At 68.5% G+C, this 16,417-nt stretch carries 15 protein-coding genes; all 15 read right to left on the bottom strand.

The window, feature by feature from the left end:
* Complete coding sequence (gene gmk, locus OG394_RS01960; RefSeq protein WP_328993021.1) at positions 1–627, bottom strand: guanylate kinase; 627 nt, start codon at positions 625–627, stop codon at positions 1–3.
* A 28-nt stretch (positions 628–655) separates the two neighbouring features.
* On the bottom strand, positions 656–970 hold the full coding sequence (mihF, locus tag OG394_RS01955; protein WP_328993020.1) for an integration host factor, actinobacterial type: 315 nt from the start codon (positions 968–970) through the stop codon (positions 656–658).
* Positions 971–1,046: 76 nt separating this feature from the next.
* Positions 1,047–1,433 (bottom strand): hypothetical protein, encoded by a 387-nt coding sequence (locus tag OG394_RS01950; RefSeq protein WP_328993018.1) that lies wholly within the window; start codon positions 1,431–1,433, stop codon positions 1,047–1,049.
* 134 nt (positions 1,434–1,567) lie between these two features.
* Positions 1,568–1,930, bottom strand: a complete 363-nt coding sequence (locus tag OG394_RS01945) for a hypothetical protein (RefSeq protein WP_328993017.1) — start codon at positions 1,928–1,930, stop codon at positions 1,568–1,570.
* Positions 1,931–2,074: 144 nt separating this feature from the next.
* Entirely contained in the window at positions 2,075–4,321 is a 2,247-nt protein-coding gene (locus OG394_RS01940) for a helix-turn-helix domain-containing protein (protein ID WP_328993016.1), read from the bottom strand.
* Positions 4,318–5,520, bottom strand: a complete 1,203-nt coding sequence (locus tag OG394_RS01935) for a tetratricopeptide repeat protein (protein ID WP_328993015.1) — start codon at positions 5,518–5,520, stop codon at positions 4,318–4,320. Before OG394_RS01935 ends, OG394_RS01940 begins: the two co-directional genes overlap by 4 nt.
* A complete protein-coding gene (locus OG394_RS01930; RefSeq protein WP_328993013.1) occupies positions 5,517–6,602 on the bottom strand; it encodes a helix-turn-helix domain-containing protein in 1,086 nt (361 codons plus the stop codon). Before OG394_RS01930 ends, OG394_RS01935 begins: the two co-directional genes overlap by 4 nt.
* A 6-nt stretch (positions 6,603–6,608) precedes the next feature.
* Positions 6,609–7,442, bottom strand: a complete 834-nt coding sequence (pyrF, locus tag OG394_RS01925; RefSeq protein WP_328993012.1) for an orotidine-5'-phosphate decarboxylase — start codon at positions 7,440–7,442, stop codon at positions 6,609–6,611.
* A complete protein-coding gene (locus tag OG394_RS01920; RefSeq protein ID WP_328993011.1) occupies positions 7,439–8,491 on the bottom strand; it encodes a quinone-dependent dihydroorotate dehydrogenase in 1,053 nt (350 codons plus the stop codon). The genes pyrF and OG394_RS01920 overlap by 4 nt, the downstream gene beginning before the upstream one ends.
* On the bottom strand, positions 8,488–11,805 hold the full coding sequence (gene carB / locus OG394_RS01915; protein WP_328993010.1) for a carbamoyl-phosphate synthase large subunit: 3,318 nt from the start codon (positions 11,803–11,805) through the stop codon (positions 8,488–8,490). The genes OG394_RS01920 and carB overlap by 4 nt, the downstream gene beginning before the upstream one ends.
* Positions 11,805–12,926: a glutamine-hydrolyzing carbamoyl-phosphate synthase small subunit gene (gene carA / locus OG394_RS01910; RefSeq protein WP_328993008.1), complete on the bottom strand. Its 1,122-nt coding sequence runs from the start codon at positions 12,924–12,926 to the stop codon at positions 11,805–11,807. Before carA ends, carB begins: the two co-directional genes overlap by 1 nt.
* Entirely contained in the window at positions 12,923–13,411 is a 489-nt protein-coding gene (locus OG394_RS01905) for a PH-like domain-containing protein (protein ID WP_328993007.1), read from the bottom strand. Before OG394_RS01905 ends, carA begins: the two co-directional genes overlap by 4 nt.
* The gene (locus OG394_RS01900; protein ID WP_328993006.1) at positions 13,408–14,700 is read right to left on the bottom strand and encodes a dihydroorotase; all 1,293 of its coding nucleotides are present in this window, start codon (positions 14,698–14,700) and stop codon (positions 13,408–13,410) included. Before OG394_RS01900 ends, OG394_RS01905 begins: the two co-directional genes overlap by 4 nt.
* A complete protein-coding gene (locus OG394_RS01895; RefSeq protein WP_328993005.1) occupies positions 14,697–15,644 on the bottom strand; it encodes an aspartate carbamoyltransferase catalytic subunit in 948 nt (315 codons plus the stop codon). The genes OG394_RS01900 and OG394_RS01895 overlap by 4 nt, the downstream gene beginning before the upstream one ends.
* Complete coding sequence (pyrR, locus tag OG394_RS01890) at positions 15,641–16,264, bottom strand: bifunctional pyr operon transcriptional regulator/uracil phosphoribosyltransferase PyrR (RefSeq protein ID WP_442914293.1); 624 nt, start codon at positions 16,262–16,264, stop codon at positions 15,641–15,643. The genes OG394_RS01895 and pyrR overlap by 4 nt, the downstream gene beginning before the upstream one ends.
* Positions 16,265–16,417 lie beyond the last annotated feature (153 nt).

Raw genomic sequence — 16,417 nt, 5'->3', positions numbered from 1 at the left:
TCAGCTCTTTCCAGAGATGGAGGGTGATCGGATCAACTTTACCAAGTGATCGGCAGCTTCCCGCACCGAGGCGTTGACGATCGTGGCGTCGAACTCTTTTTCGGCGGCCAGCTCCAGAGTAGCCGTTTCCAGCCGGCGCTCCCGCTCCTCGGCCGTTTCGGTGCCCCGGCCGACCAGCCGGCGGACCAGTTCGTCCCAGCTGGGCGGTGCCAGGAAGACGAAAAGCGCCTCCGGCATCCGCTCGCGGACCTGCCGCGCGCCCTGCAGATCGATCTCCAGCAGCGCCGGACGGCCCTCGGCCAGCTTCTCGAGCACGGGCTGCTTGGGCGTGCCGTACCGGGCGGCCTTGTGGACGACGGCCCACTCCAGCAGCTCGTCCTCGGCCTCCATCCGGTCGAACTCCTCATCGGAGACGAACAGGTAGTGCACACCGTGGATCTCGCCCGGCCGGGCCTTGCGGGTGGTGGCCGAGACCGAGATCCAGACCTCCGGATAACGCGCGCGGATATCCGCCGCGACCGTGCCCTTGCCGACCGCGGTCGGGCCGGCCAGCACGGTCAGACGCGCGCCACCGTGGCCCGTCTTGTCCGTGGGCGGTGCGTCCGGCGTACCCACCGTGACCTCCATCGACTGAATGCTCACTCTGCTCTTTCGCTCACTCGGCGAATTCGCGCTCGAGGGCGGCGATCTGGTTGGTGCCGAGGCCCCGGACCCGCCGGGATTCGGAGATACCCGCCCGCTCCATGATCTGCTGCGCCCGGACCTTGCCGACACCGGGGATGCACTGCAGCAGCGCGCTGACCCGCATCTTGCCGATCACGTCGTTCGTCTGGCCCTCGTGCAGCACGTCGCGCGGGGAGGCCCCCGAGTGACGAATGCGGTTCTTGATCTCTGCTCGCTCTCGCCGCGCGGCTGCGGCCTTCTCCAGGTTTGCTGTCCGCTGCTCCGGACTCAACGAAGGAAGTGGCACCGTTTCACCTTGTCCCGTTTTGTGGCTTCAGCAGGTGAACCTAGCCAACGAGTCCGGGCAGCGGCAAACACCAGGGCTAATTCAGGTTCGGCACGTCGACCTTGCAGGCGTCTTTGGCGTGCGTCGCGATGGCCTTGTACGCCTTCGTGACGCCGGCGGTCTGCTGGCTCAGCCGGGCCATTTCGACCCGATTACCGTTCGCCGCCTTGGCCTTCTCGGCGAAGGCGATCACCTTCTGCCAGTCGTCTTTCACCTCGGCCGGAGCGGTCGCCCCGATCTTCTTGGCGTCGTCCACAATCGTTCCGTAGTCGGCCGCATTCGTCGGGTCAACCTCCGAGGCCGCCGCCGCGAAACCCGCCAGATCCACGCAGTAGGCCTGTTCCTCGGTACAAGCGGTCAGACCAGCAACCGATGCCACTACCGCCGCGGTCGCGAAAACCTTGCGCATCCTCACCCAATCCATTCGATTCACTGTGAACCCGCAAACCTACCGACCCGGTCCAACTACCCATCGGTACGACGCCCGTACCCCACGTACTCATGAGACCACCCGGCCGCCGAATACCGGCGACCGGGTGGTGAGGTCCTGAAAGGCGATCAGGCGCCCTTGATCTCGACCTTGCACTCGTCCTTGGCGTACTTGGAGATGGCCTCGCTCGCGGGCGCGACCTTCGCGCTCTCACCGGCCAGCGCGGCGGTCTTGGCCGGGTCGCCCTTGGCGGCCTGGAACTTCTCCATGAACTCGATCAGGACGGTCCAGTGGGCCTTCTGCTCAGCCGGCGCCTTGTCAGCGACCTTCTTGGCCTTCTCGATCACGGGACCGAAGTCGCCGTTCTGAGGCATCGAGGCCGCGCCGGAGTTGTCCTTCAGCGCGCTGCAGTAGCCGCTGGAGCCCGAGCAGGCGGTGAGGGCGCCGAGGCTGATGGTCATTACCGCAGCGAGGGCCGCAACCTTACGCATCTGGTCCTACTTTCGTACCTGTGGGGGATCCCGAGTGGTCCCCGTCGACATGAACCTTGACGGATTCGCGGGGTCATCCGACCCAAGTCCCCGAGGTGATCTAGAACGCTTGCCCAGGATGGAACGAGACCGTTACCTACCGCGTCAGCCCAGCGCTTTCGCCAGGGCGCCCTGGCATTTGGCCAGCAAGAGCTTGTCCCCGAGCTCCGACGCGATCGCGAGGGCCTCCCGGATCGGCGCAAGGCCGTCCGCGCGATCGCCGTACTCGGCCACGACACTGCCGAGATCGGCGAGTCCATCGGCCACTCCGGCCCGATGGTCGATCAGCCCCTGAAGGTGGATGGCGGTGATCAGCGCGGATACGCCGTCGGCGATCTTGCCCAGTTCGACCGACAGCAGCCCGATGTTGTGCTCCGCGATGGCGAGTCCGCGAACGTTGCCGAGCCGCTCGTTCAGCTCCCGGCTCTGCCAGACCAGGTCCAGGCCCAACTCCCGCTCGCCGCTCATCCAGTGGTGCATGCCGAGCGTCAGCAGCAGGCCCGCCTCCCCCGCGGCCAGGCCGAGCTCGCGATGCAGGGCCAGGCTCCGCTCGAGCGGTGCCAGGGCGAGTTCGCGCCGTCCGATCAGGGACAGCTGACGCCCGAGGTTGCCGACCGCCATCGCTTCACCGACGCGATCACCCGCGGTCCGGAACAACTCGACGGCCTGGTCGAAGCTCTCGATGGATTCGTCCTGCAGCCCGAGCTGCGCCTCGGTGATACCGCGATCCCCCACCAGCATCGCCCGGGTGACCGAGTCGCCGGTCAGCCTGAGCGCCGTCTCGATCAGCTGGCGCCAAGTGGAGATCGGGCCGTGGGAGATGAAGTACGGCACCAGGCCGAGGACCAGCCCGGGCACCAGTTCCGCGGCCGCTTCGCCCTGCTGGGCGGCCTGGTTGATCGCGCTGACCAGGTTCGGCTGCTCGGCGTCCAGCCAGGCGAACGCTTCGGCCGCGTCAGCGAACCCGATCGGCGGACTCGACCAGGCGTCGTCGGCCCAGCCGAGCACCTTGCTGCTCGGCGCGTAGAGCCGGGTCGACTCCAGCGCCGCCCGGCGGTAGAGCTCGATCACGCGAGTCAGTACGGCGTCACGCTCGTCGGTGGCGAGCGTGATGCTCGCCTGCTCGCGCGCGTACACCTGCAGCAGGTCGTGCAAGTGGTACCGCTCGGGCGCGGCCGATTGCAGGATGTGCAGGTCGACCAGCTCCTCGAGCACTGCCTCGGCGGCGCTCAACGGCCGGTCCAGGATCGCGGCGCCGACCGCCAGGCCGATCGTTTCGAGGTCCACCACGCCGAGCCGGGCGAAATCCGCCGGCTCATCGATCGAGACGGCGAAGGCGGCCCGCAACTCGGCAAATCCCGAGGCAGAGGCCGCAGCAAAGCCCGCAGCATCGCCGGCCGCGAGTTCGTCCAATCGGGCCTGTTCGTCCGCGAGCCGATCCGCCAGATCGCGCACGCGCCACGACGGATGAGCCGCCAACCGCGCGGCGGCCAGACCGATCGCCAACGGCAGCCGCCCGCACTGCTCGACCAGCCGCTCCACCTCGGCGGGCTCGGCGTCCACCCGGCCACTCCCGAGCACCGAGCGGAGCACCGCGAGAGCGGCAACCGGTTCGAGCAGCCCGAGTTCGAGGTGTTCCGCACCGGCCAGACTGATCAGCTTGCGACGACTCGTCGTGATGACCGCACAACCGGCATCGGCCGGGATCAGGTGCTCGACCTGGGCCGAGTCGGCCGCGTTGTCGAGCAGCAGCAGTACGCGCCGCCCGGCGAGCTTCGACCGCACCAGCGCGGACGCCTCCGCGACCTCACTCGGTACGGCCTTCGCCTGGACGCCGACGGCTCCGAGCAACCGCGTCAACGCCTGCAGCTCGGTCAGCGCCGGCCGAGCGCTGAACCCGTTGAGCTCCAGATAGATCTGCCCGTCCGGATACGCGTCGGCCAGCCGATGCGCGGCGTACACGGCAAGTGAGGTCTTCCCGGTCCCAGCCATTCCCTCGATCGACAGGATCGGCGCGGCACCCCGCCTCCCCGCGGCCCGCAACCGGTCGACGACCTCATCAACCTGGCTGTCCCGGCCCGCGAAATGCCGCAACACCGGCGGCAGGCGACCGCGCGTACCCGGCCAACCCGCATCCGCGGGCCGAGCCGACCGTTCGAACTCGTCGCGGGCCTCGTCGGCAAGCCCGAGGGCGTCAACGAGCTGTTCGATCGTCCCCTGGTGCGGCGCTCGCCGCGTGCCACGTTCCAGCGCACCGATCGCCTCCACACTCAGCCCGGACCGCGCGGCCAGCATCTCCTGGGTGATGCCGACCGCCCGCCGATGCCGCCGCAGCAGCTGCCCGAACGTCACCCATCCGCCTCGATCTGCTCGAGCGCGGCATCCAGAGCAGCTCCGAACCGTCGGGCCCGGCCGGGATCTCTCAGCTCCTCTGCGAGCTCTATGGCTTCGGAGAACACCGGTACGGCGAGGTCGGGGGCACCGCTTTCGACGTGACAGGCGGCGAGATCCCCCAGCAACTCCATCAGCCCGGACAGGTGACCGATCGAGCGATACAACCCGGCGGCCTCCAGCAAGTGGTCGACCGCCTCGGCATAGCGCGTCTGCTGCCGACGCATCTCGCCGAGGATGTGCAACGACATGGCGATGTCCCAGGCCTCACCCGCAGCGCGGAAGTACGCCAAGGCGGCCTCCGTCGTCTCCAGCCCGCGCGCGTGATCGCCACGCATCCAGAACAGATTCCCCAACGTACGCAGGGATTTCGCCGCCTGGTTCTCGTTCCCGAGTTCACGGTTGATCGCCAGCGCTCGTTCGATCGGTTCGACCGCCTCGTCGAGTCGTCCGAGGCGGTTCAGCATTTGCCCGAGGTTGCCGGTCGCCGCCACCTCGCCCTGCGCGTCGCCACCCCGCCGGAACAACTCAGCGCTGTCGCGGAAGCTCTGCACGGGTTCGTCCCGCAGCCCGGCGATCGCCTCGGACATGCCCCGGTGCATCACCAGCATCCCGCGGACCCGATCGTCGAGGTCCAGTGCGAGCGCATCGCTCAACAAGTCACACCAGTCGACGGCGTTGTTCCGGGCCATCAGGTAGCCGACCAGGCTCAGCACCACCCCGGGCACGAGTTCGGCGGTCTCCCCGCCGGCCTGCGTCGCCTGCCGTACGACGGCCCGCAGCGTCGGCAGCTCACGATCCAGCCATTCGAAAGCGGCCGCCGGATCGTCGAACCCACGCGGAGCCTCGAGCCAGCCGGCGTCGATCCAGGAGAGCAGCGCGCTGGACGGCTCGGACAACTCGATTGTCGCCAGGCCGATTCGCCGATAGCCGCACAGCACGCGTTCGAGAATGGCGGTGCGCTCGGCGGCGGACAATCGGTTTTCGGCGAGCGTCCGGGCGTACACCTGAACGAGGTCGTGCAACTGGTAACGCTCCGGCGAGGTGGACCGCAGCAAATGCAGGTCGACCAGAGCTTCGAGCACCGCCTCGGCCTGCTGCGGCGGGCGACCGAGGATCGCCGCGCCGACCGGCAGGCTGAGGTCCTGCGCGGCAATCACGCCGAGGGCCGGAAACGCGAGCCGGGCGTCGTCGTCCAGACTCGCGCCGGCGATCGGCGAGCCGATGGAGACCGCGCCTGCAAGCTTCGATCGGCCGCAGCTTCAAGCCGGTCGAGGCGCTCGAGGCGCGCACCCTCATCGTCCAGTTCGGTGACGAGGTCAGCGATCCGCCAGTCCGGCCGCGCCCGCAATCGTGCCGCAGCCAGCCCGAGCGCGAGCGGCAACCGGCCGCACAGCTCGATCAGCGCATCCGCCGGACCTGGCTCGGCCGTAAGGCGTTTCCGGCCCAGGATCGAGCCGAGATAGTCCCGGCACTCCCCCGGCTCCAGCACGTCGAGTTCGAGGTGGCGTGCGGCGGCGAGGCCGATCATCTTGCGCCGGCTCGTGACCAGTACCGCGCAACCCGCCCCGGCCGGGATCAACGCGTCGATCTGGGCCGCATCGGCGGCGTTATCCAGCACCAGCAGCACTCGGCGCCCGGCAACCCGTGAGCGGAACAACGCACCCGCCTCGGCCGGCTCCGCGGGAACAACCCACTCCCCCACGGCGCGCAGGAGTGCGCCGAGCGCGTCCAGCGGCGACAGCGTGGTCATCGCGTTGAACCCGTTCAGGTCCAGATACAACTGACCGTCGGGATACCGCTCGGCCAGCAGACGACCGAGCTGTACGGCGAGCGCGGTCTTCCCCACCCCCGCCATTCCCTCGATCGCGAGGATCGACGGCGCTCCCGGCGGCCCACCATCGGCGAACCACGCCAGCGCCGTCCGCACCTGCTCGCCCCGCCCAGTGAAGTCCGCGACCGCCGTCGGCAACTGGGCCGGCACAACCCAGCCGGTCGGCTCCTCCTCGACCGGTAGCGGACCAGGCCGGGCGGCTTGTTCGAGCTGGACGCGTTCCGACTCGTCCAACTCGAGCGCGGACACGATCTGCTCGACGGTCTCCCGATAGGGCATGCGCCGCGTACCACGCTCCAGCGCCCCGATCGCTTCCACGCTCAGCCCGGACCGCTCCGCCAGGGCCTGCTGAGTCAGGGACCTGCCCCGGCGGCGACGCCGGAGCAGATCACCAAAGGAGTCGGTCATGACCGATTAGTACCCCAGCACCGGTCCGAGGGTGTCGTTGGCTCTGGTGGTGGCGTCGCGGAGGGCCTGGACCGAGGGGCCTTCGGCCAGGATCTCGCGGGACATGTTGGGTACGACGTTGTGCAGCGCGGAGCCGAAGATCTTGGCGAGGCTTTCCGCGGTGGCGCCTTGGGCTCCGAGGCCGGGTGCGAGCAGTGGGCCGCGGATGTCCAGGTCCTCGTCGGTCGAGCCGATCGTGGCACCGACGACCGCGCCGAAGGAGCCGAGATCCTCGACGCCCTCGTTGAGACCGCGCAGGCCGTCGAGCACGGACCCGGCGACGGTCGGACCTCCCGCCGTACGGGCTGATTGCAGGGCAGGGGCTTCCGGGTTCGAGGTGAGGGCCAGGACGAAGACGCCAGCCCCGGCGACGTGCGCCTCCTCGAAGGCGGGCTGCAACGAGCCGAAGCCGAGGTACGGGCTGACGGTCAAGGCGTCGCAGGCCATCGGCGCGTCCTTGGCGAGGTACGCCGAGGCGTAACCGGCCATGGTCGAACCGATATCGCCACGCTTCGCGTCCAGCAGGACCAGCGCACCGGCCGCGCGGGCCGCCGGGATGGCGCGCTCGAGTACGGCGACGCCGGCCGAGCCGAATCGCTCGAAGAACGCGGACTGCGGTTTGAAGATCGCCACCTGCTCGGCGAGAGCCTCGATGACGGTGAAGGTGAACTTCTCCAGGCCGCTCGGGTCATCGGGCAGACCCCAGGCCTGCAGCAGGTGGGCGTGCGGGTCGATACCGACACAGAGCGGACCGCGCGCGGCCATGGCGGCGCGCAGACGGGTGCCGAAGGGAACGATCATCTGGTCTCCAAGATATTGGTCCGCAGGGCCCGGTTCGTCTGCCGGATGAGGCCGGGACCGCGGTAAATAAGGCCGGTGTAGATCTGCACCAGACTCGCGCCGGCGTCGATCATCCGCGACGCGTCGTCCGGATCGAGGATGCCGCCGACGCCGATGATCGGTAGCTGCCCGCCGGTGGCCTGGTGGATGTGCGCGACGGTACGGCGGGCGCGGCCGGTCAGCGGGCGGCCGGACAGTCCGCCCGCCTCGGCGCCGAGCGCGACGTCGTCGGGTTTGAGCCCGTCGCGGCTCAAGGTGGTGTTGGTGGCGATGATGCCGGCGATCTTCGTCTCGGTGCAGACGTCGAGCAGTTCGTCGATCGCCTCGAGGGTGAGATCGGGCGCGATCTTCACCAGAATCGGCTTCGGATCAGCGCCATTGCCCAAGGCAAGCGCTTCGTTGCGCAGGGCAACCAGCAACTCGCGAAGCTGACCGGCGTCTTGCAGGGAACGCAATCCCGGCGTGTTGGGCGAACTCACGTTCACCGCGAAGTAGTTGCCATAGGCATACAAGCGGCGCAGCGAGGTGACGTAGTCCCCGACTGCATCTGCTAATGGCGTGACCTTCGACTTACCGATGCTCACGCCGAGCGGATATCCCAGGTCGCCATAAGACTTCAACCGCGCTGCAAGAGCCTCGGAACCCTCGTTGTTGAAGCCCATTCGGTTGATGATGCCCTCGCTGTCCACGAGGCGGAACAATCGCGGCCTGGGATTACCCGGCTGCGGCTCGGCCGTCACCGTGCCGACCTCGACGAACCCGAAACCAAGGGCTCGCCAGGCCGGCAGCGCGATGCCGTTCTTGTCCATTCCCGCCGCCAGTCCGACCGGCGACGGGAAGCGGATGCCGAAGACCGTTGTCGCCAGCGCGGGCGATGTACGTCCCAAGAGCCGCTGGGGAACAGCATTGAGCAAACGCAGACCACGCAAGGTTTGCTCGTGGGCGACCTCGGCATCGCCGCGGCCCAGCCGGTAGAGCACCGGCCGGACCAGGCGGCGATAGAGGCTCACTGCTCGGTTCCGCGGATCCGGGCGGCCCAGTCCTGCAGGGATCTGACGCCGATATCGCCGGCGCGCTGCGCTTCGATGCCCTGTACGGCGGCCGCGAGGCCCTGGACGGTGGTGATGCACGGGATGTTCCGCGCGACGGCCGCACTCCGGATCTCGTACCCGTCGATCCGCGGCGAACCGCCTTGGGTGATGCCGATCGGGGTGTTGACGATCAGGTCGACCTCACCCTCGTGCACGACCTGGACGATCGTCGGCTCACCGTTCGGGCCGGGGCCCTCGCTGTTCTTCCGGACCACCTTGGCCTCGACGCCGTTGCGCCGCAGCACGTCGGCCGTGCCTTCGGTCGCGAGGATCTCGAACCCGAGGTCGGCGAGGCGCTTGACCGGGAAGATCATGTGCCGCTTGTCCCGGTTCGCGACGGACACGAACACCTTCCCGTACGACGGCAGCGGTCCCGAGGCGCCTGCCTGCGACTTGGCGAACGCCGTACCGAACGTGTCGTCGATGCCCATCACCTCACCGGTGGACCGCATCTCCGGCCCGAGCACGGTGTCGACCGAGGCGCCTTCGACGGTACGGAACCGGTTGAACGGCATCACCGCCTCCTTCACCGCGATCGGCGTGTTCGGCGGCAGTGTGCCCCCGTCACCGACGGCCGGCAGCATGCCCTCGGCCCGCAGCTCGGCCACGGTCGCGCCGAGCATCACCCGGGCGGCCGCCTTCGCCAGCGGCGTGGCCGTCGCCTTGGAGACGAACGGCACGGTCCGCGAGGCGCGCGGATTGGCCTCCAGCACGTAGAGCACGTCACCCGCGAGCGCGTACTGCACGTTCAGCAGCCCGCGCACGCCGACACCACGCGCGATGGCCTCGGTGGAGGCGCGGATCTTCTCGATATCGGCCCGGCCGAGCGTGATCGGCGGCAGCGCGCAGGACGAGTCGCCCGAGTGCACCCCGGCCTCCTCGATGTGCTCCATCACGCCACCGAGGAACAGCTCCTCGCCGTCGAACAGGCCGTCCACGTCGATCTCGACCGCGTCGTCCAGGAACCGGTCGATCAGCACCGGGTGCTCCCAGCTCGCGACCTCCTCGCCACCGCTCAACCGCACCAGGGCGGCACTGAGCTCGGCCTCGCTGTAGACGATCTCCATCCCGCGACCGCCCAGCACGTACGACGGCCGGACCAGCACCGGGAAGCCGATCTCCGCCGCGATGGCCTGGGCCTCGCCGAACGACATCGCCGTACCGTGCTTCGGCGCGGGCAATCCGGCGTCCGCGAGCACCTTGCCGAAGGCGCCGCGCTCTTCCGCGAGGTGGATGGCCTCCGGCGACGTACCGACGATCGGCACACCCGCGTCCGCGAGGCGCTGGGCCAGGCCGAGCGGGGTCTGACCACCGAGCTGCACGATTACGCCCGCGATCGGGCCGGCCTGCATCTCGGCGTACACGATCTCGAGCACGTCCTCGGCGGTGAGCGGCTCGAAGTACAGCCGGTCCGAGGTGTCGTAGTCGGTCGAGACCGTCTCCGGGTTGCAGTTGACCATGATCGTGCAATAGCCGGCGTCGCGCAGCGCCATCGACGCGTGCACGCAGGAGTAGTCGAACTCGATGCCCTGGCCGATCCGGTTCGGGCCCGAGCCCAGGATCAGCACGGCGGGCTCGGAGCGCGGTGCCACCTCGGTCTCCTCGTCGTACGACGAGTAGTGGTACGGCGTGCTGGCCGCGAACTCGGCCGCGCAGGTGTCGACCGTCTTGTAGACCGGGCGAATCCCGAGGGCCTGGCGGACGCCGCGCACAACGTCCTCCTCGAGGCCGCGGATCTCCGCCAGCTGCAGGTCGGAGAACCCGTGCCGCTTGGCCAGCCGGATCACCTCGGGCGTCATTCGGGTGCCCTTGGCAACGGTCAGCGCGGTCTCGTGGATCAGGAACAGCTGGTCGATGAACCACGGGTCGATCTTGGTTGCCTCGAACAACTGCTCGGCCGAGGCGCCCGCGCGAATCGCGTCCATCACCTTGCGCAGGCGACCGTCGCGCGGCGTGCGGATCTCCTCCAGCAAGGGCTCCACCGACGTTGCTGCGGGCAACAACCAGGAGAACCGGGCTTCCGGCTTCTCCAACGAGCGAAGGGCTTTCTGCAACGCCTCGGTGAAGTTCCGGCCGATGGCCATCGCCTCGCCGACGCTCTTCATGTGCGTGGTCAGGGTGTTGTCGGCCGCCGGGAACTTCTCAAAGGCGAACCGCGGCACCTTGACGACGACGTAGTCCAGCGTCGGCTCGAAGCTCGCCGGCGTCTGCTGGGTGATGTCGTTCGGGATCTCGTCCAGGGTGTAACCGATCGCCACCTTGGCCGCGATCTTCGCGATCGGGAAGCCGGTCGCCTTCGACGCCAGCGCGGACGAACGCGAGACCCGCGGGTTCATCTCGATCACGATCAGCCGGCCATCCACCGGGTTGACCGCGAACTGGATGTTGCAGCCGCCGGTGTCGACCCCGACCGAGCGGATGATCCCGATCGAGAGATCCCGCATCGTCTGGTACTCGCGGTCGGTCAGCGTCATCGCCGGCGCGACCGTGATCGAGTCGCCGGTGTGCACGCCCATCGGGTCGAGGTTCTCGATCGAGCAGATGATCACGACGTTGTCGGCCTTGTCGCGCATCACCTCCAGCTCGTACTCCTTCCAGCCCACGATGGATTCCTCGATCAGGACCTCCGTGGTCGGGCTGGCGGCCAGACCCGCACCCGCGATGCGGCGCAGATCCGACTCGTCGTACGCCATGCCGGAACCGACGCCACCCATGGTGAACGAAGGCCGGACGACCAGCGGGTAGCCCAGCTCGTCCGCGGCCGCGAGCACGTCGGCCAGCGTGTGGCAGACGACCGAGCGTGCGACCTCGGCGCCGAGCTCCTCGACGATGGCCTTGAACGACTCGCGGTTCTCGCCGCGCTGGATCGCGTCGACGGAGGCGCCGATCAGCTCCACGCCGTACTTGGCGAGCACGCCGTTCTCGTGCAGGGCGATCGCGGCGTTCAGCGCGGTCTGGCCGCCGAGGGTGGCGAGCAGCGCGTTCGGGCGCTCCTTCTCGATCACCTTCTCGACGAACTCCGGCGTGATCGGCTCGACGTACGTCGCGTCGGCGAACTCCGGGTCGGTCATGATCGTGGCCGGGTTGGAGTTCACCAGGACGACCCGGAAGCCCTCCTCCTTGAGCACCCGGCAGGCCTGCGTGCCGGAATAGTCGAACTCACAGGCCTGGCCGATCACGATCGGGCCGGAGCCGATCACCAGCACCGAGTCGATATCAGTACGACGAGGCATCAGCTCTCACCCATCAGGTCTACGAAGCGATCGAACAAGTACGCCGAGTCGTGCGGGCCGGCCGCCGCCTCGGGGTGGTACTGGACCGAGAAGCCCTTCAGCTTCCCGTCCTTGGTGAGCTTCAAGCCCTCGACCACGTTGTCGTTGAGCGAGACGTGGCTGACCTCGGCCAGCCCGTACGGCGTCTCGACACCTCCGTCGAGCGGCGCGTCGACCGCGAAGCCGTGGTTCTGCGCGGTGATCTCGACCTTGCCGGTGGCGCGGTCGAGCACCGGCTGGTTGATCCCGCGGTGGCCGTACTTCAGCTTGAACGTGCCGAGGCCCAGCGCACGACCGAAGACCTGGTTGCCGAAGCAGATCCCGAAGTACGGAATCCCCTTCTCCAGCAGGGCTTTCAGCAACGTGGTCGGGTGCTCGGTGGTCTCGGGGTCACCCGGGCCGTTCGACATGAACACGCCGTCGGGCTTGACCGCGAGGACCTCTTCAAGCGTCGAGGTCATCGGCATCACGTGCACCTCGATGCCACGCTCGGACATCCGCTTCGGCGTCATCGTCTTGATACCGAGGTCGAGCGCGACAACCGTGAACCGCTTCTCCCCCTCAGCCGGTACGACGTACGTCTGCTCGGTGGTGACCTCGGACGCCAGATCGGAGCCCGCCATCTTCGGCTGCTCCAAGACGCGAGCCAGCAACGTCTCGGGGTTCAGCTCCTCGGTGGAGATCGCGGCCCGCATCGCGCCACGCTCGCGCAGGTGGCGGGTGAGGGCGCGGGTGTCGATCCCGGAGATGCCGACGATGCCCTGGGCCTTGAGCTGGTCGTCGAGCGTGCGGACGGAGCGCCAGTTCGACGGAACGCGGGCGGGGTCGCGCACGACGTATCCGGCGACCCAGATCTTCGACGACTCGTCGTCCTCGTCGTTCACACCGGTGTTGCCGATGTGCGGGGCGGTCTGGGTGACGATCTGGCGGTGGTACGACGGGTCGGTCAGCGTCTCCTGGTATCCGGTCATGCCGGTGGTGAACACCGCCTCACCGAAGGTCTCGCCGACCGCACCGTACGACGTACCGGCGAAGGTCCGGCCGTCCTCCAGCACCAGCAGTGCGGGCTTGTGCGAACTCATCGGTCTGCTCCGATCAGGGTCGAGATGGAACTGGTCAAGGTGGCGATGTCGGCCTTGCGGCGCGGGCGGAACCCGGTGTCCAGGTCGCGCCCGTCGTGCTGCCAGGTCACCACCACGAGACCCGACGACTCCGGTGTCACCTTGCCGGCGATACCGCGGTCGGTGCGGACTTCCGTGACGCGATCCGCGGGGATGAAGAGATCGGCCGCGCCACGGCGGCGGAACAACAGCCCGGCGTCCGTGACGGCCAGGTCCGCGACACTGCGAACCCCGAGCTCCTGTACGGCGATGCGGTCCATCCAGTCGCCGGCCGTGGTGGTGGCGATGTAGACACCTTCCACGCCCTGGTCAGTGATGTCCGGAACCGCGGGCAGCTCGGCCAGATCGGCCTGCCGCTGCTGGCGATGACGCCAGCCTTTTAACATGCCGAAATAGGCCAGCGCGATGACGGCCAGGGTGCCGACGGCGCCCAGTGCGTAGGTCACTTGGCCAGCTTCCCGTCCAGCACGGTCGCCTCACCACGAAGGAAGGTCGCGACCACCCGGCCGGGCAACTGCATGCCGTCGAAGGGCGTATTGCGCGACAGCGAGGCCGTCTCGCTCGGCACGATCGTGCGGGTGGCGCTCGCGTCGACCAGCGTGACGTTGGCCGGCGCGCCCGCTTGGAGGGGCTGACCGTGGCCGCTGAGCTGACCGATCCTGGCCGGCCGGAAGCTCATCCGGTCGGCGACGTCGGCCCAGGTCATCAGCTTGGTGTCGACCATCGCGTGCTGGACGACGGACAAGGCGGTCTCGAGGCCGAGCATGCCGAAGGCGGCCGCGCTCCACTCGCAGTCCTTGTCCTCCACCGGGTGCGGCGCGTGGTCGGTCGCGACGATGTCGATGGTGCCGTCGGCCAGGCCCTCACGGACCGCCTCGACGTCTTCCTTCGTACGCAGCGGCGGGTTCACCTTGAAGACCGGGTTGTACGTCGTGGCCTTCTCCTCGGTCAGCAGCAAGTGGTGCGGCGTGACCTCGGCGGTGACCGCGAGGCCGCGCTTCTTGGCCGCACGCACGATCTCGACCGAGCCCTTGGTGGACAGGTGGCAGACGTGCAGCTTGGAACCGACGTGCGCGTTCAGCAGGATGTCGCGCGCGATGATCGACTCCTCGGCGACACTCGGCCAGCCGGTGAGCCCCAGTACGCCGGACAGCTCGCCCTCGTTCATCTGGGCGCCCTGGGTCAAGCGTGGCTCCTGCGCGTGCTGCGCGATGACGCCGCCGAAGGCCTTCACATACTCAAGTGCGCGACGCATCAGGGCCGCGTCCCAGACACAGAGGCCGTCGTCGGAGAAGACCCGCACGCGCGCGGCCGAGTCGGCCATCGCACCGAGCTCGGCGAGCTGCGTGCCCTTCAGGCCGACCGTGACCGCGCCGACCGGAAACACGTCGCAGTAGCCGCCCTCACGCCCGAGGCGCCAGACCTGCTCGACGACGCCTGCGGTGTCCGCGACCGGGTCCGTGTTGGCCATCGCGTGCACGCCGGTGAAACCACCGAGCGCCGCCGCGCGCGTCCCGGTCAGAACGGTCTCGGCGTCCTCGCGACCGGGCTCACGGAGGTGCGTGTGCAGGTCGACCAGGCCGGGCAGCGCGATCAGGCCGTCGGCCTCGATGGTTTGAGTGCCTTCGGGGGTGGAGAGGTTTTTGCCGACGGCAACGATCTCGCCGTTGTCGAGGTGCAGGTCCGCCGCCTCGCCGCCCAGGATGCGGGCGTTCTTGATCAGGTAGGCGGTCATGCGGTCGTCTCCTCTGTGTTCGCGGTGTCGTTGGCTCCGGATAGCAGCAAATACAAGACGGCCATGCGAACGGCCACGCCGTTCGTGACCTGTTCGACGATGACCGAGCGGGTCGAGTCGGCCACGTCCGCGGTGATCTCCATGCCGCGGTTCATCGGGCCTGGGTGCATCACGATCGTGTTCTCCGGCAGCTGTGCCATCCGGTGTACGTCGAGCCCGTAGCGCCGGCTGTACTCGCGGGCGCTCGGGAAGAACGCCTCGCCCATCCGCTCCCGCTGGACCCGCAGCATCATCACCGCGTCGCTCTTCGGCAGCACGGCATCCAGGTCGTACGAAGTCTCGCAGGGCCAGCCGTTCATGTTGACCGGCAACAACGTGGGCGGTGCCACCACGGTGACCTCGGCGCCGAGCGTCGAGAGCAGCAACACGTTCGACCGGGCGACCCGGCTGTGCAGCACGTCACCGACGATGGTGATCCGGCGGCCGTCGAGCGAGCCGAGGTGCCGCCGCATGGTGAAAGCGTCCAGCAGGGCCTGGGTGGGGTGCTCGTGGGTGCCGTCACCGGCGTTGACCACGCTGCCGCGCAGCCAGCCGGAGGTGGCGAGCAGGTGCGGTGCACCCGAGGCGCCGTGCCGGCAGACCACGCCGTCCGCGCCCATCGCCTGCAGGGTCAGCGCGGTGTCCTTCAGGCTCTCGCCCTTGCTCACGCTCGAGCCCTTGGCGGAGAAGTTGATGACGTCGGCCGAGAGGCGCTTCGCGGCGGCCTCGAACGAGATCCTGGTCCGGGTGGAGTCCTCGAAGAAGAGGTTCACCACGGTCCGGCCGCGCAGGGCGGGCAGTTTCTTGATCGGGCGGTCGGCCAGCGACCGCATCTCCTCGGCTGTGTCGAGGATCAAGTTGGCTTCGTCCAGGCTCAGATCGCCCGCACTCAACAGGTGTTTCATCTCACGCCCCCCTTCTCGCCGGCTTTGGTGTCAGCACCGACTTTGGCGTCAGCACCGACTTTGGCGTCAGCACCGACGCCGATCAGCACCGCGTCGGAGTCGTCGTACTCGGTGAGCCGGACGGTGACCCGCTCGACCAGGGAGGTGGGCAGGTTCTTGCCCACATAGTCGGCGCGGATCGGCAGTTCGCGATGGCCGCGATCGACCAGAACCGCGAGCTGGACCGCCTTCGGGCGGCCGATGTCGCTGATCGCGTCGAGCGCGGCGCGGATGGTGCGGCCGGAGAAGAGCACGTCGTCGACCAGGACGACGACCTTGCCGTCGATCCCGTCGCCGGGGATGTCGGTGTGCTCGAGCGCGCGGGCGGGCTTGAGGCCGATGTCGTCGCGGTACATGGTTACATCGAGTGACCCTGTGGGCACGGTCTGCCCTTCGACCGCCGCGATGCGTGCCGAGATACGGGACGCGAGTCCCACTCCTCGGGTCGGAATGCCCAGCAGGACGACGGGGTCGGCGCCCCTGTTGCGCTCGAGGATCTCGTGCGCGATCCGGGTCAATGCCCGGGAGATGTCGGAAGCGTCAAGGACTGTTCTCGGCTCAATCGCCGAGGCAGGCGTGATTGCCACCGTTCCTCCTTTCCCGCCTCTCTGGACGGGTCTTTAAAGGATGTTCGGACGCTTGACATGGTATCGGAAGTGACACGCCGTCTTGACGCTGGCCTCTGAGCCGGAATATTGTTACTCTGTGTAACCGTGGGGGGTTCACCGCAACGG

Origin of the sequence: Kribbella sp. NBC_01245 (assembly GCF_036226525.1) — a bacterium.
In the GTDB taxonomy this organism is placed as follows: domain Bacteria; phylum Actinomycetota; class Actinomycetes; order Propionibacteriales; family Kribbellaceae; genus Kribbella.
Note: the sequence above shows the minus strand (reverse complement) of the source record. Positions and strands in the feature narration are given on the sequence as shown.

Excerpts from the sequence above, each read along its gene's own strand:
- OG394_RS01945 (WP_328993017.1), bottom strand. The coding sequence starts at position 1,930 with ATGCGTAAGGTTGCGGCCCTCGCTGCGGTAATGACCATCAGCCTCGGC.
- OG394_RS01895 (WP_328993005.1), bottom strand. The coding sequence starts at position 15,644 with ATGAAACACCTGTTGAGTGCGGGCGATCTGAGCCTGGACGAAGCCAAC.
- carA (WP_328993008.1), bottom strand. The coding sequence starts at position 12,926 with ATGAGTTCGCACAAGCCCGCACTGCTGGTGCTGGAGGACGGCCGGACC.
- pyrF (WP_328993012.1), bottom strand. The coding sequence starts at position 7,442 with ATGATCGTTCCCTTCGGCACCCGTCTGCGCGCCGCCATGGCCGCGCGC.
- OG394_RS01930 (WP_328993013.1), bottom strand. The coding sequence starts at position 6,602 with ATGACCGACTCCTTTGGTGATCTGCTCCGGCGTCGCCGCCGGGGCAGG.
- gmk (WP_328993021.1), bottom strand. The coding sequence starts at position 627 with ATGGAGGTCACGGTGGGTACGCCGGACGCACCGCCCACGGACAAGACG.
- carB (WP_328993010.1), bottom strand. The coding sequence starts at position 11,805 with ATGCCTCGTCGTACTGATATCGACTCGGTGCTGGTGATCGGCTCCGGC.
- OG394_RS01950 (WP_328993018.1), bottom strand. The coding sequence starts at position 1,433 with ATGGATTGGGTGAGGATGCGCAAGGTTTTCGCGACCGCGGCGGTAGTG.
- OG394_RS01900 (WP_328993006.1), bottom strand. The coding sequence starts at position 14,700 with ATGACCGCCTACCTGATCAAGAACGCCCGCATCCTGGGCGGCGAGGCG.